Source organism: Ancylobacter sp. WKF20 (assembly GCF_029760895.1).
In the GTDB taxonomy this organism is placed as follows: domain Bacteria; phylum Pseudomonadota; class Alphaproteobacteria; order Rhizobiales; family Xanthobacteraceae; genus Ancylobacter.
The window spans coordinates 235,382-254,094 of record NZ_CP121679.1 but is presented as its reverse complement, the minus strand read 5'-3'; the positions used below and the strand labels follow the sequence as shown (position 1 = coordinate 254,094).

Sequence of the window (18,713 nt, the reverse complement as noted above, 5' to 3'; positions counted from 1 at the left end):
ACCGGGACTGATCACGCATGCCCCTCGACCTGACCGCCGCCGCCCTGATCCCCATCGACATGCAGAAGGGCTTCGACGATCCGAAATGGCCGCCGCGCTGGAACACGGCCTCGGACGACCGTGGTCGCGCGCTGATCGCGGCCTGGCGGGCAGCGGGGCGGCCGATCTTCCATGTCCGCCATGACTCGGTGGAGGACGGCTCGACCCTGCGCCCCGAGCATCCCGGCAATGCGCTGCGCGAGGGCTTCACCCCCGTGGGCGACGAGCCGCTGATCACCAAATCGGTCAACGCGGCCTTTATCGGCACCGATCTGGATCTGCGCCTGCGCCGGGCGGGGATTTCCACCATCGTGCTCTTCGGCATCTCCACCGATATGTGCGTGTCGACCACCACGCGCGTCGGGTCCAATCTCGGCTACCGGGTCATTCTGGTCGAGGATGCCTGCGACTGCTTCGACCTGCCAAACCCGCAAGGCGGCGTCATCCCCGCCCGCACGGTTCACGACATCCACGTCGCCACGCTGCGCTATGAATTCGCGACCGTGGCAACGACGGCCGAGGTGCTGGCGGCGCTGGGTTAGCGCTCGCTGCGGCGATAGGCATAGTCGAGCCCGCCGACGCGGAACCAGCGATAGCCATAGGGCTCCAGCGTGATGACGTGGCGACCCTCCGCGTTCGCTTCGCTGTGGTCATCGGAGAGCACGTTGACCAGCCGGTCGGGCTCGCCGGCCGGCGGCTCCAGCCGGAACTCCACGACCTGGCCTTCCGCGTGAAAATTATGCAGGAACAGCACGGTGTTGTTCCGCCACGTGTAGCGCAGCGCCAGCACGGATTTGTGGCCGACATCCATGATCTCGACGTCGCCCCAGCCGATCTCCTGCGTCTCCTGACGCATACGGATCATGCGTTCCATCCAGTTCAGCAGCGAGCCCGGGTCGCGGCACTGCTCGGCGACATTGACCTGCTCGAAGCCATAGGCGCCCGCGTCGATCGCCGGCAGGAAGGTCTTGGGGTTGGGGCTGAAGCCGCCCTGCGGTTCGTTGGACCACTGCATGGGCGTGCGCGCGCATTGCCGCTCCGGCAGAGCGAGGTCATCGCCCATGCCGATCTCGTCGCCATAGCGCAGCACCGGCGTGCCCGGCAGGCTCAGCAGAAGGCTGTACGCAAGTTCGAGCCGTCGCCGGTCACCCTGCAGCATGGGCGCGAGGCGGCGGCGTATGCCCCGGTCATAAAGCTGCATCGAGGCGTCCGGGCCGAAGGCGTCGAACACCGTCTGGCGCTGCTCCGGCGCCAGGCGGCCGAGATCGAGCTCGTCATGATTGCGCAGGAACAGGCCCCATTGCGCCGTCGCATAATCCGGCCGCGTCGCTTTCAGCGCCTTGGCCAGCGGGCGCGTATCGGACGAGGCCAGCGCATAGAACAGCGACTGGTTGACCTGGAAATTGAACATCATGTGCATCCGGTCGCCATCGGCGCCGAAATACTTCATGTCGTCCTCGGGAAGGATGTTGGCCTCCGCGAGGATGATGGCGTCGCCGCGCCGCCATTGCAGGAACTCACGGAAGGTCCGCAGCATGTCGAAATGCTCGGTGGGTGGCCCGACTATGTCCGCGCCCTTCTCGGCAATGACGAAGGGCACCGCGTCCATGCGGAAGCCGGAAACGCCGAGCTGCAGCCAGAAGCCCATGATGCGCAGGATCTCCGCCTGCACATCGGGATTGGCCGTGTTGAGGTCCGGCTGGAAGTCGTAAAAGCGGTGGAAATAGTAGGCGCCGGCCTTCTTGTCATAGGTCCAGGTGGTCTTCTGGACGCCGGGAAACACCATGCCTTCATTGGCGTTCTTCGGCTTCTTCTTCGACCAGACATACCAGTCGCGATAGGGCGAATTGGGGTCCGAGCGGGCCGACTGGAACCACGGATGCTGGTTCGAGGTGTGATTGACCACGAGGTCGATCAGCACCCGCATGCCCCGCTGATGCGCGGCGTGGGTGAATTCCACAAAGTCGCCCAACGTGCCGTAGCGCGGATCGACGCTGTAATAGTCCGCGACGTCATAACCATCATCGCGACCGGGTGAGGTCTGGAACGGCATTAGCCAGACAGCGGTGACGCCGAGGCCGTGGAGATAATCCAGCCGGCGCATGAGGCCGCGAAAATCGCCGACCCCGTCACCGTTCGCATCCATGAAGCTCTCGACGGAGAGGCAATAGACGATGGCGTTCTTGTACCAGAGGTCGGTGATCACGCAGCGCTTCTCCGCGGGGGACGAGAGCGCAACGCCCTGGCCGGGCGCCCGTTCCACCGCGATAGCGGGGGTCGACACGTCCGCCGCTCAAATGCCCATGCGGGTCTCTACGTTGGAGTGCGCTGTGCCACTCACCCCGCCGACGGCTGCGGGCATTCAGTTTTTCGGCTAGGCGCTCTCAAGGAAGGAGATGTCGCCGACGCTGCGGAATTTCAGCCCTTCCGCCGTCATGTCCAGTACTTCGATGGGCATCCAGCGGCCGCTTTCCAGCACCAGAGTGGCACGCCGTGCTCCGCGCGCTTCCACCATCTGGGTCAGTTCGGCCCGAACATCGCCCGTCGCGACAAGGCGCTCTTCACGACGTTCCACGTCAAAACGGTAGATGGCGGTCGACGAACCGGACGTGCTCGTGCGCAGCCACCCGCGCCCTGTGAACGATCGTGTCATTTCACCATCCTGACCCGTTGGCGCCGACCGGTCCCCGGGACCAGCTTCCTGCGCCCATTCGCAGGGTCACGGGCGGCAAGGTACCGCCCGTTCGTACTACTACGTATGAAAGAGCGGATGGATCGCAGGGACGCCGATTTTATTTGCCGGCTTGCCGCCGCCGGAGTTCCGACTGGTGCGAATAGAAAAGGGGCCGATGTCGCGCATCAGCCCCTTCTCGTTTCTCATCCGCCGGCTCGATCCGTCAGCGCCTTCAAGCCCGTAGCGGCGTTGCTGTCGCCGCGTAGTGGGCGCCGGTCAGGCTACCCCTGGGGTTGTCGTCCTTCAGGACGAAGAAGGACGACACGAACCAGATGACCGCCAGCGCGGCGATCGCACCGAGCACCAGACGCAGCAGCGTCTGGCCGCGCATCAGTACCGTCTCCCGCTCGCCCAGAGGCAACCGGCGACGAAACCGGCGGCGGCGGCGAGCATCATGCCGGGGACCGGATCGACATAAGAGGCGACGGCCTCGTTGCTGCTGCGATAGGCGTTCTTGCCGCGCTCGCCGAGGTCGCTGGCATAGCTCTGCGCGGTGTCAACGGCGGCCTGCACCTTGCTCGTGGTGGAGTCCGCCTCGCTGGCGCCCGGCATCGTGTCGGCCTTGGAGGGAAGATCGTCGTTCATGGCCATGGGTCTCTCCTGTGTGTCCAGGAGGGAACGCGCGCCATCCGGCGCGGTTCCGGTCCCCCGAACGTGCCCGTCAGCGGGTACGACGCGCGCGGGCACCCGCGTTCCCGCTCATGGCACCTTCCGCATCGCCGGAGGGCGAGCCCTCGCCCCGCCGCGACGGCGGCACTTCCAGCGTGCGGCGGATGCTGGCGATCTCGCTCACCGGCTCGACCTCGCCTCCGGTGATCCCGACATTGGGCTCGGCGTCAGCCGGGTTGGCGCGCGGGGCGAGCGGGCGGTCTGGTTCATCGGGGTAGTCAACAGCGCCCGGCGGCAGCGGCATGGGGGGCGCCTCGGCGGCGTCGGAGGAGCGGAAGCTCCCGCTCGAGATTGTGTCATCCCGCATCCCGGCCTGCTCCTGCTGGGCGCCCACGCTGTCGACTTCCCTCTCGGCGCGGAGCCAGTGCTCATGCTCGCGGCCGACCGGGTAGCCTTCGCTCTCCCAGAGGCGATAGGCGTGGTCGCGGATGCGTTGCTCACGCTCATTCATGGTGTCCTCCCGTGTTGGTGTTGGTGCGATCCCAACGCCGGGAAATGGCGGACGTTCCGGGCCGACCGCCCACGGCGGAACGCGGCGGGGAACGCGACGTTGATGGGAGCGGCAGCCAGGCTGCGCCCGCCGGACGGGACCGGCGGCACGGAGAGTGCTCCATGCCCAGCAAGACGGAACTGCGCCGGCTCGCCCGTCGCTTCGACCTCACCATCGTCGGTTGCTCCGCTCTCACCATCCGCCGTCGCAAGGCCGGGCGCGGCTTCAGCTACACCGCTGCCGACGGGCAACCCATCCGGGACCCGCAGACGCTGCAGCGGCTGAAAAGCCTCGCGGTGCCCCCGGCCTATCGCCATGTGATGTTCGCCGCCGATCCGCGCGCGCATCTCCAGGCGGTCGGCGAGGACACGGCCGGCCGGCTGCAATACCGCTATCATCCCGACTGGACGCGGGTGCGCGAAGCGGTGAAGGCGCAGAAGCTCGCCGACCTCGCCGAATCCCTTCCCGCCATCACCCGCGCGGTGCAGCGGGCGTTAAAGCGGCCCGAACCCGACCGACGTTTCGCCCTGGCGGCGGCGGTGCAACTCGTGGCGCTCACCGCCATCCGCGCGGGATCGGACGCCTATGCACAGGAGCATGGGACGCGGGGAGCGACGACGCTGCTCAAGAGCCATGCGCGGATCGAGGAGGACCGCATCACCCTGCGCTTCAAAGGCAAGGGAGGTAAGATGATCGCGAAAGAGACCCGCCACCCGGCCCTCGTCGAGGCGCTGCGGCGGATGTGCGACCTACCCGGGCGACGGCTATTCAAATACCGCGATGCCAAGGGTGCCATCCACACCATCCGCGCCTCGGATGTGAACGCCTTTCTCAAGGGGATCGGGCGCAGCGGCATCTCGCTCAAGGATTTCCGCACGCTCGCCGCCTCCATGGGCGTGCTGGACCGGCTGGCGCGTGAAACACCAGAGACCAGTGCCGCCAAGCGCCGCAAGCAGATCAACGCCGCCGTGGCGCCGCTGGCGGAAGAACTCGCCAACACGCTCACCGTTTGCCGCACCAGCTATGTGCATGACACGGTGATCGCCGCCTTCGAGGCGGGCAAGCTCACCACAACGGCCCTGCGCGCCCGCTCGGCCACCGCGAAAGCGGCGCTGCTCGCGGAACTCTTGGGCAGCGGCGCGCGCAAGCGGATCAAGGCGGCGACGGTCGAGGCAAGCACCGTGCGGCGGGAGCGGCCGGTGCTGGGCGGCGCCCTGCCAGCGGCGTGACGCTCAGGGCCGGATGCGGCCGACCTCGCGCAGCGCCGTGCCCTCGCGGCGCAGCACCACGCCTTCGCCGGAGGCGGGCACGACGCCGGTCAGCGCCGTGATGTTGACCTGGTGGCTCACCACAACCAGCGCGCCCGGCCCGTTCCACGCCAAGAGCCGGCGGCGGGCGGCGGCGGTCTGCTCGGGTTCGTCCGCACGGTCCTGGAAGAAGGAATCGAAGGCGGGCGCCGCCGTCACCCGGCCGGGAAAGGCCAGTTCCGCCGTCTCCGTCGCCCGGCACCAGCGGGATGATATTACCTCACCAACGGTCACGCCCTCGCGACGGAAGACGGCGCCGATGCGGGCCGCCTGCGATCGGCCAGCGGCGTCGAGGTTGCGCTGGGTCGCGCAATCGCCGAGCCGGAAATTCGGCGGATCGCCCACGCCCGGCGCGATGGCGTGGCGGAACAGCACGATGCCGCCTTCCCGCAGCGCCTGCCACGCCGCCGCTTCATCCGCCCGGGCCGGGGCAAGGAACAGAGCGAAACATCCGAGAAGGCCGATGAACAGACGACGCCGCATGGTCACTCCGGGGTTTCCAGAAGGATCGATGCCGTCTTTACGTAACGTCGCAGCCAGGCGATCACCCGCGATGACGGGCCAGTCCCGGCGGGCCGCACCGCCGGGCCGACAGACCGCACCATCGCGTCAGGTGCCGGCGGAGATACCGCATCCCCGTCAGCACCTTTGCGATGGGTCGCGCCTCAGGCCGGGGCCTTCTTCGGCGCCGCCTTCTTGGCCGCGGGCGGTTTGGGAGTGGCTTTGGCCGGGGCCGGCGCGGCCGGGGCGGCCGTCTTGGCGGGAGAGGCCGCGACCTTGGGCGCCGGAGCGGCGGCAGGCGCGGAAGCCTTGGGCTCGGACGCCTTGGGGGCGGACACCTTGGGCGCTGCCTTGGCCGGCTTCGGCGCAGGCTCGGCCGCCGGCTTAGCGGCTGATTTTACAGCGGTTTTGGCGCTGGGCTTGGCGGCGCCGTTGGCCGCTTTGGCCGCCGGCTTTGCCGCCTTGGCGGCGGGAGCCACCTTCTGGCTGTCCTCAATGGCGATCATTTCGCTGGCGACGAACCAGTGATGCTCGGACCGCCCATGCGGTCGCCCCTCTTCCTCCCACAAGCGGTGCGCCCTCTCGCGGATGCGGTGTTCACGCTCGTCCATCATGTCCTCCCATGCGGTGATCCAACAACGTCACTCCCCATGTCACGTTCCCCGGAGAGCGCGACGGGAAAAACCCTGCGCGCCTCAAGCCGTTGACCCGCAACAAGCGGCAAGCAAGCCGCTTTCGGGGCGGCGGTGGGCGCGGCGTCTGACGCGGTACGAGAGGACGCCACGTCGTCTTCGACGTACCTTCGCCTAAAGGTGAATGAATCGGCGCGGGGCGTCGAGAGTGCGAAGGGCCGCAGTTGATTTTCTGATGCTTAGGCCGCCGGAATAGGCGAGGGCGATGCCGCACGCGGCCCGCGAGGTGGTCGGATGACGTCACCGGAGGCGTGGCGTGTCAGGCCGATGAGGTGGACGATCAGGCCGATGTGTCCAGCGATTCCGCCGATAAATGGCCGATGAGGGTAAACCGTCCAGCCACGGCCTCGTCGCCCTCGTCCCGCCCCTAAAAAAACCGGCGCCCGAGGGCGCCGGCTGAGATGGGTCCGGGGATTGTCCGCCTGGTCGCTCAGGCGGCCTTCAGCGCCTTGCTGTTGGCGACCTGATCGGCGAGCTTGGAGAGCAGCGCGTCGGTCTTCGACTCTTCCTGCAGCGTGGCATCGAGCAGGGTCACGGCGTCCTTGTGGCCGAGCACCTGCGCCCAGCGCTTCAGCGTGCCGTAGCGGCTGATCTCATAGTGCTCCACCGCCTGGGCGGCGGCGGCGAGGCCCGCGTCCAGAGCCGGCTGGCCCTTGAACTCGTCCATGATCTCCTCGCCCTCTTCGAGAATGCCCTCGATCGCGGCGCAGGTCTTGCCCTGCGGGCGCTTGCCGATCAGCTCGAAGACCTGCTGCAGGCGCTCGATCTGGCCTTCGGTCTCGTCGCGGTGCTGCTCGAAAGCCTTCTTGACCTCCGGCGACTGGGCCGCGCGGGCCATCTTCGGCAGCGCCTTCAGGATCTTGCGCTCGGCGTAATAGATGTCCTTGAGCGTCTCGTGGAACAGGGTGTCCAGCGTCTTGTCCGCCATGTCGTCTCTCCGCTTATCTGTTGGCCCCTCAAGCGAGCAGACAACGGGCGGCGCGGAGCTTCGTTCCGCCGGAAAACCGCTTGCAAACCCTTAGGTATCAGGGCCCCGCCAGCCGCGTCGCGCCCGCCAGAACACCGTGCTGTCGGCATAGCCGAGCGCCTCGGCCACACGGGCGAGGCTGGAGCCGCCTTCCACCAGCTGCTCGGCGACGGAGCGGCGCTGCTCGCGCACCAGATCGCGCAGGCTCACCCCCTCCTCCGAAAGACGCCGCTGAAGGGTGCGGGGCGACAGGCCGAGTTCGGCGGCGATGGAGGTCAGCGTCAGCGGCTTGTGGCCGAGATAGATGCCGATGACCCCGCGCACCTGATCGGCCAGCCCCGCCGCGCGCTGCGCCTTGCCGCCGAGATCGGCGGCGTGCCGCTCCAATATGTCGATGAGGTCGCGGTCCTCGGCGCGGTAGAGCCGGTCGGCATCGGCCTTGGTCATCAGGATGCGGTTGGCCGACTGGCCGAACAGGATCGGGCAGCGCAGGAGCCGTTGCAGCGGAGCGGGATCGCGCGGGGCGCCGTGCTCGAGATGCACCTCGAGCGGATTCCAGCCGGCGGAAAAGCAGCTGCGCACCATCTGGCAGGTCGCCGCCACCGAGAACTCGCTGTCCTGCCGGCGCGGCCACAGGCGCGGGTCTTCCAGCCGGTAGCTCCAGACCAGCCGGTCGCCCTCCTCCATCAGGCCGATGGCGGTCGCCCCCTGCACCACCGCGACATGCTTGGCCATGCGCGCGAGTGCGGCGCGGATGGTGCCGGAGAGCGAGAACAGCATGCCGATGGGGCCGAGATCGGCGGGCCGGAAGGAGGCGCCGAGCCGCGCGCCGAAACAGGAATCGCCGGTATGCACCGCCGCGTCCTCGAACACGGCGAGATAGCGCGCCATGGGGATAAGGGCGTAGGAATCCTCAAGCTGCGAGCGCAACAGCCCATGGCCGGCGAGGATCATGTCCGCCTTGCCGGTCTGCCGGTCGAGCGGGCCCATCAGACTGAGCAGCACGGAGGCCCGAATTGAAGCGATTTCAGGCACGCGCACGGTCAAATTCGGTGCATTTGCCATTGCGGGCGGCTCCCGCGCCATCGCTGGCGCAAACTATCGAATTCTCGGCATATCCAGCAATTTCAGGACCACCCGGCTCCCTCGATATTCCCAGGAGGAAATAAATGCCTCAACCAGAGGGGGTCCCCATGTCCTTGAACGATGCAGTGCCACATGCCGTCAGCGGCGGCGCGTTGCCGCTTGCGACCGACGCCCTTTTGACAGACGCCCTCGCCCCTAAGGCGCTGGCGAAGAATTCCGTCGGCCTCGCCCATATCGTGTTCTTCGTGGTGGCGGCCGCCGCGCCGCTGACCGCCGTGGTCGGCGCCTCGCCGGCCGCCTTCGCCTTCGGTAACGGGCCGGGCGTACCCGGCGCCTTCGTGCTGGCGGGGCTGCTCTACCTTGTCTTCTCGGTCGGCTTCACCGCCATGAGCCGCCATGTCGGCGGCGCCGGCGCCTTCTACACCTATATCGCGCAGGGCATCGGCAAGCCGGCCGGGGTCGGCGGGGCGATGATGGCGCTGGTCACCTACAGCGCGGTGCAGATCGCGGTCTATGCGCTGTTCGGCGTGTTCGTCGCCGGGGCGCTGGCGCCCTTCGGCATCGAGCTGCCCTGGTGGGTCTGGGCCTATGTGGCGCTGATCGCGGTGATGGCCTGCGGCCAGCGCAACATCGCCTTTTCCGGCGTCCTTCTCGGCGTGTGCATGCTGGCGGAGATCGCCATCCTGCTCCTGCTCGACATCGGCATCGTGCTGAAGGGCGGCGGGCCGGAGGGCTTCACCTTCTCCGCCTTCGCGCCGTCCACCGTCTTCGCGCCGGGGCTGGGCGTGGCGCTGGTCTTCGTCATCGGCTCCTTCATCGGCTTCGAGGCCACCGCCATCTTCGGCGAGGAGGCGGAAACGCCGGAGAAGACCATTCCCCGCGCCACCTATGTCGCGGTGCTGCTCATCACCCTGTTCTACGCCTTCTCCACCTGGGCGGCCGTGCAGTTCTACGGCCCCTCGCAGGTGCAGGCCGTCGCCGAGAAGGGGCTGGAGGCCTTCTACTTCACCGCCGCCGCCGAGGTGCTGGGCGGCTGGTCGGTGGAGGCGATGAACCTGCTGCTCATCACCTCGCTGTTCGCCTGCATCCTGTCCTTCCACAACACGCTCAACCGCTATTTCTTCGCGCTCGGCCGCGAGGGGCTGGCGCTGCGCGCGCTCGGCAAGGTGCATGAGGTGCATGGCTCGCCGCACATCGCCGGCTATGTGCAGAGCGCGGTGGCGGCGGTGATCCTCGCCCTTTTCATCGCGGCGGGCGCCGACCCCTACACCACCGTGTTCTCCTTCATGTCGGCGCTGGCCGTGCTCGGCATCCTCGCCGTGCAGGTGCTGGTGTCGCTGGCGGTGATCCGCTTCTTCCGGGTCACCCCCACCCGTCACGGCGTGGGAACGACGCTCATCGCCCCCGTTCTCGGCCTCATCGGGCTCGCCGGCGCGCTGGTGCTGGTGACGGTGAACCTGTCGCTGCTGACCGGCAGCGAGAGCCCGCTGGTGATGGCCTTCCCTTATGGGCTGGCCGTGGTGTTCCTGCTCGGGGCGGGCTTTGCGCTCTATCTGCGCCAGCGCCGGCCGGAGCTTTATGCCAGCCTCGGGGAGGTGTTCGCGTGAGCACGCTCAGCCTCTCCCCCCATACGCACGCTGCCGCGCCGGCGCCGGGCCTCGCCCGCGATCTCGCCCGCGCTGCCCTCGCCGGAGCGATGGTCGCCCTGCTGATGGTCGCCAGCATCCAGAGCCACGCGCTGTGCGACCTGTTCTGCCTCCATGAGGTGCTGGGCGCGCCGATGGACACGGTGCTCTGCACCGCCGCCGCGCAGCCCTGAACCCGTGACCCGGCGGGCATCGCGCCCGCCTCACCCCATCCCGGCGGCGGGGCTCTCGCCCCGCCTGTTTCCTCATCCGTTCGGGAGGTCCACCATGGACGCCAAAGTCGACATCACTCACCCGCTGGACCCGCTGAGCACCGCTGAGATCGAACAGGCGGTTGCCATCCTCACCGCCGCCAAGGGACTCGGGGCCTATCACCGCTTCCCGATCATCCGGCTGGAAGAACCCGCCAAGGCCGAGCTGGCCGCCTGGCGCGCGGGCGGCGCCCTGCCCCGTCTCGCCTTCCTGCTGGTGCTGGAAGTGACGACCGGCACGGCGAGCGAGGCCATCGTCGATCTCGCCACCGCGCATGTGGTGTCCTTCACCACGCTGCCGAACGACCAGCCGCCCTATGGCCAGCCGCCGATCATGATCGAGGAGTTCATCCGCGCCGAGGAGATCGTGAAGGCCGATGCCGGCTGGCGCGCCGCGGTGGCCAAGCGCGGCATCACCGAGGATGACATCCCGCTGGTGCAGATCGACCCCTTCTCCTCCGGCTATTTCGGCCGCGATTTCGAGAAGGGCCGGCGCATCGTGCGCGCGGTCTCCTATTGGCGCGAGGACATACGCGACAATGGCTACGCCCACCCGATCGAGGGCGTGGTGGCGGTGGTCGATCTCATCGCCAACAAGGTGGTCGACCTCGTGGACGAGGAAAAGATCGTCCCGGTGCCGAAGAAGAAGCGCAATTACGGCCGCGAGGCCTTTCCCGATGTCCGCACCGACATCAAGCCGCTCGACATCGTGCAGCGGCAGGGGCCGAGCTTCACCGTCGATGGCTGGCGGGTGGAGTGGCAGAACTGGAGCTTCCGCGTCGGCTTCACCCCGCGCGAGGGGCTGGTGCTGCACGAGCTGGGCATCAAGGACGGCGGGCGGGTGCGCCCGGTGATCTTCCGCGCCAGCGTGACCGAGATGGTCGTGCCCTATGCCGACCCAACCGCCAACCACTATTGGAAAAGCGCCTTCGACGCCGGCGAATACGGCCTAGGCCGCCTCGCCAACCAGCTCGAACTCGGCTGCGACTGCTTGGGCCACATCCATTATTTCGACGTGCCGGCCGCCGACGATCTCGGCCAGCCCTTCCTCATGAAGAACGCCATCTGCATGCATGAGGAGGACTATGGCACGCTGTGGAAGCACTATGAATTCCGCAACGGCATCTATGAGACACGGCGCTCGCGGCGGCTGGTCATCTCGTTCTTCGCGACCGTCGGCAATTATGATTATGGCTTCTACTGGTATCTCTACCAGGACGGCACGATCCAGCTTGAGGCCAAGCTCACCGGCATCATCCAGACCGCGGCGGTGACGCCGGGCGAGGTCTATCCGTGGGGCGGCATGGTGGATGAAGGGCTGGGCGGGCCGACGCATCAGCACTTCTTCAACGCCCGCCTGCACATGGACATTGACGGCGGCGGCAACACCGTGACCGAGCACGAATTCGCCCCGCGCCCCTGGGGCGAGGACAACCCCTATGGCAACGTCTTCGACACGAAGAGCCGCACCCTGAAGCGCGAGCTCGACAGCCCGGCGGTGGCCAATGGCGAGACCGGCCGCTACTGGAAGGTGGCGAACCCGTCAGCGGTCAACAGCGTCGGCAAGGCTCCCGGCTACAAGCTGGTGGTGACGCCCACGCCGGTGATGCTGGCGCAGGAGGGCTCGACCGTCGCCCGGCGCGGCGGCTTCGCCAAGAAGCACATCTGGGTCACCGCCTTCGACAAGGCGGAGAAGTACGCGTCCGGCGACTACCCGAATGTGAATGCGGGCGGGGGCGGCCTGCCGGCCTATGTGGCGCAGAACCGGCCGATCGAGAATGCCGATGTCGTGGTCTGGCACAGCTTCGGCCACACCCATGTGTGCAAGCCCGAGGACTTCCCGATCATGCCGGTGGAATATGCCGGCTTCCTGCTGAAGCCCAACGGCTTCTTCGCCGGCAACATCGCCATGAACCTGCCGCCGGAGAAGAACGCCCATTCGCGCGACAACCGCGAGGCGGGTGAGGAAGGGGAAAAGAACGGCGGCGGCTCCTGCTGCCATTGAGGCGGGGGCGCGGGGCCGTCATGGCCGGGCGTGCCCGGCCATCAGCGACGCGCTTTCGCGCGTCCTAACGACGTGGCGGCAGGGCCGTCAGGGCCTCAGGCCTCATCGACCGGGCGCGGGCGGCGGTCGGCGCCGATGGCGACGAAGGTGAAGCTGGCCTCTGTCACCTTGTTCAGCGTCTCGCCCTCGCGCGGGCGGCGCCAGGCTTCGATGCGGATGCGCAGCGAGGTGCGCCCTACCGACAGGACGTCGCCATAGAAGCTCACCTCATCGCCGACCAGAACCGGGCTGAGGAAGCTCATCGCCTCCACCGCCACGGTGGCGACGCGACCCTTGGCCCGGCGCGTGGCGACGTTGCCGGCGGCGAGATCCATATGCGCCATCAGCCAGCCGCCGAAGATGTCGCCGGCCGGGTTGGTGTCGGCCGGCATGGCGATGGTGCGGATGACCGGGGAATGGGGCGGTGGCTCGGTGGCGGCGGTCATGGTCGGGTCCAGCTTGGAGGCATCGGCGCGGGCGCGCGGGGCATCCCTTGATACCGTGCCGCCGCCATCGTCGCGATGCGCACTTCGGCGAAGAGATGGCCGCTCCGGGATGACGGCGCGCGCAAGACGGCGCGCGTGTAAACCCTTCACACACCCCTTCGCACGGTGGCGTAAAAGCTCTCCGCCATCTCGCTGTCGTTCAGGGTGAAGCGATGGTCGACCGGGGGCTGGGCGCGCTGCTCGCAGTCGAGGCGCGGGCAGATGCGGCAGCCGACGCCGATCGGCACGGTCTGCGAGGGGTCGGCGAGGTTCATGCCGTCGGAATAGACCATCTGGTGGGCGTGGCTGATGTGGCAGCCAAGGCCAATGGCGAGGTGGCGGCGCGGCGCGTTGTGGCGGTAGCCGCCCTTGGTGATCGACTTGGCGATGCAGAAATAGCGCTGGCCCTCCGGCATCTGGCTGAGCTGCACATTGATGCGCTCGGGATGCAGGAAGGCGGCGTAGACATTCCAGCGCGGGCAGGCGCCGGAATGGCGGGAAATATGGATTCCCGACAGCGAGAAGCGTTTTGAGATGTTGCCGGCGATGTCGGTGCGCACGAGATGCAGCGGGATGCCGCTCAGGCCCGGCCGCTGCAGCGTCGTCATGCGGTGGCACACCTGCTCGAAGGAGGTGCGGAAGCGCCGCTCGATACGCTCGATGTCGTAGCGCGTCTCCGTGCAGGCGCGCAGGAACGGCTCATAGGGCATGATGAGCGCGGCGGCGAAGTAGCTCGCCAGCGCGTTGCGGGTGAGGATCGGCGCGTCGGCGGCGAGGTTGCCGCTCTCAATCAGCTGGTCGATCTCGCGCGAGGCGGCCAGCAGGCCGAGCTGGTGCGCCACCGCGAACAGCGCCGATTCCGGCGGCAGCACCTCGGCGGTGATCAGCTCGCGCGTATTGGCATCGTGCCGGCGGGCGATGCCGGCGGGCAGCGAGGCGGAGCGCCAGTTCAGCCCGAACACGTTGAACAGATAGGTCTTCAGCCCGTATTCGAAGGAATCCGCCGCGAAGTCGATGTCGTGGCGCACCCGCTCGGCCGCCGCCTCCAGCGTCGGGAAATAGTTGGCGTGCTCCTGGATGAAGTCGGACACCGCGTCGGTGGCCGGGTGATAGCCGATCTCGTCCTCGTCCGGCACGCCGGTGGCGCCGGTGCGGCGGGCCTCGCGCAGGGTCTTGAACTGGTCGTAGAGCCGCACCACGGCGCGCCCCACCGCCGGGTTTGAACTGGCGAGGTCTCGGATGTCCTGATTGGTCAGGCCCGCATCGGTGAACAGATCGTCGCTGAACAGCTCCATCAGATCGCCGACGAGACGGGATTCGTCGCTCTCCACCAGCTCGCCCGGCTCGATGCCGAAATAGCCGGCGAGCTTCATCAAGAGCGGCACGGTGATGCGCCGGCGGTTGTGCTCGATCAGGTTGAGATAGCTCGCGGAAATGCCGAGCGCGCTGGCGAGGTCCGCCTGCGAGATGCGCTTGGTCCGGCGTAGCCGCTGCACCCGGCTGCCGATGCGCGGTTCGGTGGCGAGCATGGTCCCGTTCCTTTGCTCGGTTTACAAAACTGGCCTGTAAACTTTACAAGCCTTATCAGCTTAACACACTCATATTGCTATATTTATTGCCCCTCCATGTCGAGTGTGAAAGATTTACATCACACCCAGACGGGAGGAATTGACATGCAACGGCACCAGCACAACAGCGACGAGGAATTCGTCACCATCGTCGGTGGCACCGCCGAGGAGATCAGCCGGACGTTCCGCGAGCAGGGACTGGCCGAACAGGATTACAGCATCGTCCACCGCATTGGCCGCCACCGCCTCGCGCTGGCGCCCGGCCAGGATCCGGTGTCGCTGTTCGACGGCCGCGCCTTGGTGGCCGCGACCTATACCCGCCGGGCCCGCTAGTTCCGCCATGGCTGCCCGGCCGCGTTTCCGCCCGATCCGCTTTGATGACGCGCCAAGCGGTCGCCCCGGCGGAACCCCGGGCGCGGGGGTTTTCCCCTCCACAACCCCCGCGCCCGCCTCGCCCCTTTCCTCACCTTCAACAGCAGGCCATTCCCATGCTGGACACTCGCCGCGACACCCCGAGCAACCCCTTCCCCGCGCCGCACTGGGCGCCGGAACGCTGGAACGGCATCCGCCGCAGCTACGGGCCCGCTGACGTCAACCGTCTCTCCGGCTCGCTGCGCCTCGAGCACACCCTCGCCCAGCACGGCGCCCGCCGCCTGTGGGAGCTGCTGCAGAGCCAGGATTTCGTGCCGACGCTCGGCACCTATACCGGCGCGCAGGCGATCCAGCAGGTGAAGGCCGGGCTGGAGGCGATCTATCTCTCCGGCTGGCAGGTCGCCGCCGACGCCAATTCCTCCGGCGACATGTACCCGGACCAGAGCCTCTACCCGGTCGACAGTGTCCCCGCCGTGGTCCGCCGCCTCAACAAGGCGCTGGCCCGCGCCGACCAGATCCAGACCATGGAGCGCGCCGACGGCATTGACGGGCCGCAGCATGACTATTTCGTGCCGATCATCGCCGATGCCGAGGCCGGCTTCGGTGGCCCGCTCAACGCTTATGAGCTGACCAAGGCGTTGATCGAGGCCGGCGCGGCTGCCGTGCATTTCGAGGACCAGCTGGCCTCGGAGAAGAAGTGCGGCCATCTCGGCGGCAAGGTGCTGGTGCCTACCCGCCAGTTCATCCGCACGCTAAACGCCGCGCGCCTCGCCGCCGACGTGCTGGGCGTGCCGACCGTGCTGATGGCGCGCACCGACGCCGAATCCGCCCGCCTCATCACCTCCGACATTGACGAGACGGACCGGCCCTTCATCACCGGCGAGCGCACGCCCGAAGGCTTCTACCGCTACAAGGGCGGCTTCGAGGCCGGCATCGCCCGCGCCATCGCCTACGCGCCCTATGCCGACCTGCTGTGGTGCGAGACCTCGACGCCGAGCCTTGAGGATGCCCGCCGCTTCGCCGACGGCGTGCACAAGGTCCATCCGGGCAAGATGCTCGCCTATAATTGCTCGCCCTCCTTCAACTGGGCCAAGCACATGGACAAGGCGCAGATGAAGGCGTTCCAGCGCGAGCTGGGGGCGATGGGCTACCGCTACCAGTTCATCACGCTGGCCGGCTTCCACAACCAGTGCTTCACCACCTTCGAGCTGGCGCGACGCTACCGGCAGGACGGCATGGCCGCCTATTCGCAGCTGCAGGAAGCCGAGTTCGCGGCGGAGAAGGACGGCTTCACCGCCACGCGCCATCAGCGCGAGGTCGGCACCTCCTACTTCGACGCCATTGCCACCGTGCTCAGCGAGGGCCTGAGCTCGACTACGGCGATGAAGGAATCCACCGAGACCGCGCAGTTCTGAGCCGGTCCGCCCCGCCTCGCGCAAGGCTGACATGCGACAGGCGCCCCCAACGGCATCTTGCCGGGGGCGCCTCTCCGACTATGTGCGATATTGCACCGCACCCTAACTCGCCGCATAGCACAATCCGGCCGACGTCAGTTCTCGGCGTCGGTCCCAACTCGGAACGGGAGGGAACCGTCCATGAGCTACTCCGACGTCGCCAACCTGAAAGTGGACAGCGCGCTGGTCGATTTCATCGAGCGCGAAGCGATCCCCGGCACCGGGGTAGACGCCGCCGCCTTCTGGAAAGGCTTCGCCGCGCTTGTGGCCGAATTCGCCCCGCGCAACGCCGCCTTGCTCGCCAAGCGCGACGAACTGCAGAAGCAGATCGACGCCTGGCACCTCGCGCACAAGAACAAGCCGGTCGATCCCGCCGCCTATGAGGTGTTCCTCGCCGAGATCGGCTATCTGCTGCCGGAGCCCGAGCCGTTCGAGGTCGCGACCGTGCGCGTCGATGACGAGCTCGCCCGCATTCCCGGCCCGCAGCTTGTCGTGCCCGTCACCAATGCGCGCTATGCGCTCAATGCCGCCAATGCGCGCTGGGGCAGCCTCTATGACGCGCTCTACGGCACCGACGCGCTGCCCGAGGACAATGGCGCCAGCCGTTCCAATGGCTTCAACGCGGTGCGCGCCCAGCGCGTGATCGAGCGCGCCCGCGCCTTCCTCGACGAGAGCGTGCCGCTCGCCGGCGCCAGCCATGCCGACGTGACCGCCTACCGCGTCGCCGGCGCGGCGCTGGAGGCCGTGCTGGCCTCGGGTGCCGTCACCGGGCTGAAGGACGCCGCGCAATTCGCCGGTTATCGCGGCGAGGCGGGGGCGCCCTCCTCCGTGCTGCTGGTCAATCACGGCCTGCATATCGACATCGTCATCGACCGCGCCCACCGTATCGGCGCGAGCGACCCGGCCGGCATCGCCGACATCGTGATCGAGGCGGCGGTGACCACCATCGTCGATTGCGAGGACAGCGTCGCGGCGGTGGACGCCGAGGACAAGGTGCTGGTCTATCGCAACTGGCTCGGCCTCATGAAGGGCACGCTCAGCGCCGATGTCGCCAAGGGCAAGGAGATCATCGAGCGCCGCCTCGCGGGCGACCGCAGCTATGCCGCGCCCGATGGCGGCAGCCTCACCTTGCACGGCCGCAGCCTGATGCTGGTGCGCAATGTCGGCCAGCACATGATGACCGACGCGGTGCTCGATGCGGCCGGAAACGAGATCCCGGAATCGATCCTCGACGCGGCGGTGACGACGCTGATCGCGCTGCACGACCTCAAGGGCGAGAGCGCGGTGAAGAACAGCCGCACCGGCTCGGTCTATATCGTCAAGCCGAAGATGCACGGGCCGGAGGAGGTCGAACTCGCCGTCGACCTGTTCGCCCGCGTCGAACAGATGCTGGGCCTCGACTCCAACACGCTGAAGATCGGCATCATGGACGAGGAGCGCCGCACCAGCGTCAACCTCGCCGCCTCGATCCGCGCGGCCCGCGAGCGGGTGGTGTTCATCAATACCGGCTTCCTCGACCGCACCGGCGACGAGATCCACACCTCGATGCAGGTCGGGCCGATGGTGCGCAAGAACGAGATGCGCGCGCAGGCCTGGATCAAGGCCTATGAGGACAACAATGTCGATGCGGGCCTCGCCGCCCATCTCGACGGCCATGGCCAGATCGGCAAGGGCATGTGGGCGATGCCCGACCGCATGGCGGACATGCTCGCCCAGAAGGTCGCCCACCCGCTCGCCGGCGCCAACACCGCCTGGGTGCCCTCGCCCACCGCGGCGACGCTGCACGCGCTGCACTATCACAAGGTCGATGTGTTCGCCCGGCAGGACGAACTGCGCGCCCGCACCCCGGCCTCGCGCCGCGATATCCTGATCATCCCGGTGGTCGATCGCGGCAATTGGGAGCCGGCGGCGGTGCAGCAGGAGCTGGACAACAACATCCAGGGCATCCTCGGCTATGTCGTGCGCTGGATCGACCAGGGCGTCGGCTGCTCGAAGGTGCCGGACATTCACGATGTCGGGCTCATGGAAGACCGCGCGACGCTGCGCATCTCCTCCCAGCACGTCGCCAACTGGCTGCTGCACGGCGTCGTCACCGAGGAGCAGGTGGAGGAAACCTTCCGCCGCATGGCGCAGGTGGTCGACAAGCAGAATGCCGGCGATCCCCACTACACGCCGATGGCGCCGGCCTTTGACGGCTTCGCCTTCCGCGCCGCGCGCGACCTCGTCTTCGAGGGGCTGACGCAGCCCAATGGCTATACCGAGTTCATCCTGACCCAGCGCCGCCGGCAGGCCAAGCAGGCGCAGGCCGCCGCCGCCTGACAGCGCAAGGACAGGCGGGACACCGCGCAAGACCACCAATCGGGAAGGCCGCGCCAGGAAACCGGGGCGGCCTTTTCGTTGGCAGGTGC

Annotated in this window: 19 protein-coding genes; 8 read left to right on the top strand and 11 right to left on the bottom strand. The window is 67.8% G+C overall.

What is annotated here, in order from left to right:
* The first annotated feature begins 17 nt into the window (after window positions 1-17).
* Entirely contained in the window at window positions 18-581 is a 564-nt protein-coding gene (locus AncyloWKF20_RS01210) for a cysteine hydrolase family protein (protein WP_279316159.1), read from the top strand.
* Here AncyloWKF20_RS01210 and AncyloWKF20_RS01205 read toward each other — a convergent pair.
* From AncyloWKF20_RS01205 to AncyloWKF20_RS01185, 5 genes are all read right to left on the bottom strand, one after another.
* Entirely contained in the window at window positions 578-2,245 is a 1,668-nt protein-coding gene (locus tag AncyloWKF20_RS01205; RefSeq protein ID WP_279317843.1) for an alpha-amylase family protein, read from the bottom strand. The genes AncyloWKF20_RS01210 and AncyloWKF20_RS01205 overlap by 4 nt on opposite strands.
* Before the next feature lie 168 nt (window positions 2,246-2,413).
* Window positions 2,414-2,692, bottom strand: coding sequence for a hypothetical protein (locus AncyloWKF20_RS01200; protein WP_279316158.1), 279 nt, complete (start codon window positions 2,690-2,692; stop codon window positions 2,414-2,416).
* A 253-nt stretch (window positions 2,693-2,945) separates the two neighbouring features.
* A complete protein-coding gene (locus tag AncyloWKF20_RS01195) occupies window positions 2,946-3,104 on the bottom strand; it encodes a hypothetical protein (protein ID WP_279316157.1) in 159 nt (52 codons plus the stop codon).
* Complete coding sequence (locus AncyloWKF20_RS01190) at window positions 3,104-3,364, bottom strand: hypothetical protein (RefSeq protein ID WP_279316156.1); 261 nt, start codon at window positions 3,362-3,364, stop codon at window positions 3,104-3,106. The genes AncyloWKF20_RS01195 and AncyloWKF20_RS01190 overlap by 1 nt, the downstream gene beginning before the upstream one ends.
* A gap of 70 nt (window positions 3,365-3,434) precedes the next feature.
* The gene (locus tag AncyloWKF20_RS01185) at window positions 3,435-3,893 is read right to left on the bottom strand and encodes a DUF2934 domain-containing protein (RefSeq protein WP_279316155.1); all 459 of its coding nucleotides are present in this window, start codon (window positions 3,891-3,893) and stop codon (window positions 3,435-3,437) included.
* Between the two features lie 161 nt (window positions 3,894-4,054).
* Between AncyloWKF20_RS01185 and AncyloWKF20_RS01180 the strand changes: the two genes are divergently transcribed.
* Window positions 4,055-5,161 carry a DNA topoisomerase IB gene (locus tag AncyloWKF20_RS01180; protein WP_279316154.1) on the top strand — a complete coding sequence of 369 codons (1,107 nt, stop codon included), beginning with the start codon at window positions 4,055-4,057 and terminating at the stop codon, window positions 5,159-5,161.
* Between the two features lie 3 nt (window positions 5,162-5,164).
* Here AncyloWKF20_RS01180 and AncyloWKF20_RS01175 read toward each other — a convergent pair whose 3' ends face one another.
* From AncyloWKF20_RS01175 to AncyloWKF20_RS01160, 4 genes are all read right to left on the bottom strand, one after another.
* A complete protein-coding gene (locus AncyloWKF20_RS01175; RefSeq protein ID WP_279316153.1) occupies window positions 5,165-5,722 on the bottom strand; it encodes a histidine phosphatase family protein in 558 nt (185 codons plus the stop codon).
* 182 nt (window positions 5,723-5,904) lie between these two features.
* On the bottom strand, window positions 5,905-6,351 hold the full coding sequence (locus AncyloWKF20_RS01170) for a DUF2934 domain-containing protein (protein WP_279316152.1): 447 nt from the start codon (window positions 6,349-6,351) through the stop codon (window positions 5,905-5,907).
* A 511-nt stretch (window positions 6,352-6,862) separates the two neighbouring features.
* Window positions 6,863-7,360: a DUF892 family protein gene (locus AncyloWKF20_RS01165; protein ID WP_279316151.1), complete on the bottom strand. Its 498-nt coding sequence runs from the start codon at window positions 7,358-7,360 to the stop codon at window positions 6,863-6,865.
* Window positions 7,361-7,450: 90 nt separating this feature from the next.
* Window positions 7,451-8,464: an AraC family transcriptional regulator gene (locus AncyloWKF20_RS01160; RefSeq protein WP_279316150.1), complete on the bottom strand. Its 1,014-nt coding sequence runs from the start codon at window positions 8,462-8,464 to the stop codon at window positions 7,451-7,453.
* A 128-nt stretch (window positions 8,465-8,592) separates the two neighbouring features.
* Here AncyloWKF20_RS01160 and AncyloWKF20_RS01155 point away from each other — a divergent pair, with 128 nt between their 5' ends.
* The 3 genes from AncyloWKF20_RS01155 (at window position 8,593) to AncyloWKF20_RS01145 (ending at window position 12,387) form a co-directional block, all read left to right on the top strand.
* Window positions 8,593-10,092 carry an APC family permease gene (locus AncyloWKF20_RS01155; RefSeq protein ID WP_279316149.1) on the top strand — a complete coding sequence of 500 codons (1,500 nt, stop codon included), beginning with the start codon at window positions 8,593-8,595 and terminating at the stop codon, window positions 10,090-10,092.
* A complete protein-coding gene (locus AncyloWKF20_RS01150) occupies window positions 10,089-10,304 on the top strand; it encodes a hypothetical protein (protein WP_279316148.1) in 216 nt (71 codons plus the stop codon). Before AncyloWKF20_RS01155 ends, AncyloWKF20_RS01150 begins: the two co-directional genes overlap by 4 nt.
* Before the next feature lie 94 nt (window positions 10,305-10,398).
* Window positions 10,399-12,387 carry a primary-amine oxidase gene (locus AncyloWKF20_RS01145; RefSeq protein WP_279316147.1) on the top strand — a complete coding sequence of 663 codons (1,989 nt, stop codon included), beginning with the start codon at window positions 10,399-10,401 and terminating at the stop codon, window positions 12,385-12,387.
* Between the two features lie 95 nt (window positions 12,388-12,482).
* On the opposite strand, the gene AncyloWKF20_RS01140 is transcribed toward AncyloWKF20_RS01145, so the two are convergent.
* Window positions 12,483-12,872 (bottom strand): acyl-CoA thioesterase, encoded by a 390-nt coding sequence (locus tag AncyloWKF20_RS01140; protein ID WP_279316146.1) that lies wholly within the window; start codon window positions 12,870-12,872, stop codon window positions 12,483-12,485.
* A gap of 146 nt (window positions 12,873-13,018) precedes the next feature.
* Window positions 13,019-14,440 carry an XRE family transcriptional regulator gene (locus AncyloWKF20_RS01135; protein WP_279316145.1) on the bottom strand — a complete coding sequence of 474 codons (1,422 nt, stop codon included), beginning with the start codon at window positions 14,438-14,440 and terminating at the stop codon, window positions 13,019-13,021.
* 144 nt (window positions 14,441-14,584) lie between these two features.
* Here AncyloWKF20_RS01135 and AncyloWKF20_RS01130 point away from each other — a divergent pair, with 144 nt between their 5' ends.
* The 3 genes from AncyloWKF20_RS01130 to AncyloWKF20_RS01120 all read left to right on the top strand — a co-directional run bounded on the left by AncyloWKF20_RS01130 (window position 14,585) and on the right by AncyloWKF20_RS01120 (window position 18,624).
* On the top strand, window positions 14,585-14,812 hold the full coding sequence (locus AncyloWKF20_RS01130; protein ID WP_267583274.1) for a hypothetical protein: 228 nt from the start codon (window positions 14,585-14,587) through the stop codon (window positions 14,810-14,812).
* A 155-nt stretch (window positions 14,813-14,967) separates the two neighbouring features.
* Complete coding sequence (gene aceA / locus AncyloWKF20_RS01125) at window positions 14,968-16,266, top strand: isocitrate lyase (protein WP_279316144.1); 1,299 nt, start codon at window positions 14,968-14,970, stop codon at window positions 16,264-16,266.
* A gap of 180 nt (window positions 16,267-16,446) precedes the next feature.
* Entirely contained in the window at window positions 16,447-18,624 is a 2,178-nt protein-coding gene (locus AncyloWKF20_RS01120) for a malate synthase G (protein WP_279316143.1), read from the top strand.
* The last annotated feature ends 89 nt before the right edge of the window (window positions 18,625-18,713 follow it).

Bases quoted from the DNA above. Each gene is read 5' to 3' on its own strand.
- AncyloWKF20_RS01210 (WP_279316159.1), top strand. From the start codon at position 18: ATGCCCCTCGACCTGACCGCCGCCGCCCTGATCCCCATCGACATGCAG.
- AncyloWKF20_RS01200 (WP_279316158.1), bottom strand. From the start codon at position 2,692: ATGACACGATCGTTCACAGGGCGCGGGTGGCTGCGCACGAGCACGTCC.
- AncyloWKF20_RS01195 (WP_279316157.1), bottom strand. From the start codon at position 3,104: ATGCGCGGCCAGACGCTGCTGCGTCTGGTGCTCGGTGCGATCGCCGCG.
- AncyloWKF20_RS01190 (WP_279316156.1), bottom strand. From the start codon at position 3,364: ATGGCCATGAACGACGATCTTCCCTCCAAGGCCGACACGATGCCGGGC.
- AncyloWKF20_RS01185 (WP_279316155.1), bottom strand. From the start codon at position 3,893: ATGAATGAGCGTGAGCAACGCATCCGCGACCACGCCTATCGCCTCTGG.
- AncyloWKF20_RS01180 (WP_279316154.1), top strand. From the start codon at position 4,055: ATGCCCAGCAAGACGGAACTGCGCCGGCTCGCCCGTCGCTTCGACCTC.
- AncyloWKF20_RS01175 (WP_279316153.1), bottom strand. From the start codon at position 5,722: ATGCGGCGTCGTCTGTTCATCGGCCTTCTCGGATGTTTCGCTCTGTTC.
- AncyloWKF20_RS01170 (WP_279316152.1), bottom strand. From the start codon at position 6,351: ATGGACGAGCGTGAACACCGCATCCGCGAGAGGGCGCACCGCTTGTGG.
- AncyloWKF20_RS01165 (WP_279316151.1), bottom strand. From the start codon at position 7,360: ATGGCGGACAAGACGCTGGACACCCTGTTCCACGAGACGCTCAAGGAC.
- AncyloWKF20_RS01160 (WP_279316150.1), bottom strand. From the start codon at position 8,464: ATGGCAAATGCACCGAATTTGACCGTGCGCGTGCCTGAAATCGCTTCA.
- AncyloWKF20_RS01155 (WP_279316149.1), top strand. From the start codon at position 8,593: ATGTCCTTGAACGATGCAGTGCCACATGCCGTCAGCGGCGGCGCGTTG.
- AncyloWKF20_RS01145 (WP_279316147.1), top strand. From the start codon at position 10,399: ATGGACGCCAAAGTCGACATCACTCACCCGCTGGACCCGCTGAGCACC.
- AncyloWKF20_RS01140 (WP_279316146.1), bottom strand. From the start codon at position 12,872: ATGACCGCCGCCACCGAGCCACCGCCCCATTCCCCGGTCATCCGCACC.
- AncyloWKF20_RS01135 (WP_279316145.1), bottom strand. From the start codon at position 14,440: ATGCTCGCCACCGAACCGCGCATCGGCAGCCGGGTGCAGCGGCTACGC.
- AncyloWKF20_RS01130 (WP_267583274.1), top strand. From the start codon at position 14,585: ATGCAACGGCACCAGCACAACAGCGACGAGGAATTCGTCACCATCGTC.
- aceA (WP_279316144.1), top strand. From the start codon at position 14,968: ATGCTGGACACTCGCCGCGACACCCCGAGCAACCCCTTCCCCGCGCCG.
- AncyloWKF20_RS01120 (WP_279316143.1), top strand. From the start codon at position 16,447: ATGAGCTACTCCGACGTCGCCAACCTGAAAGTGGACAGCGCGCTGGTC.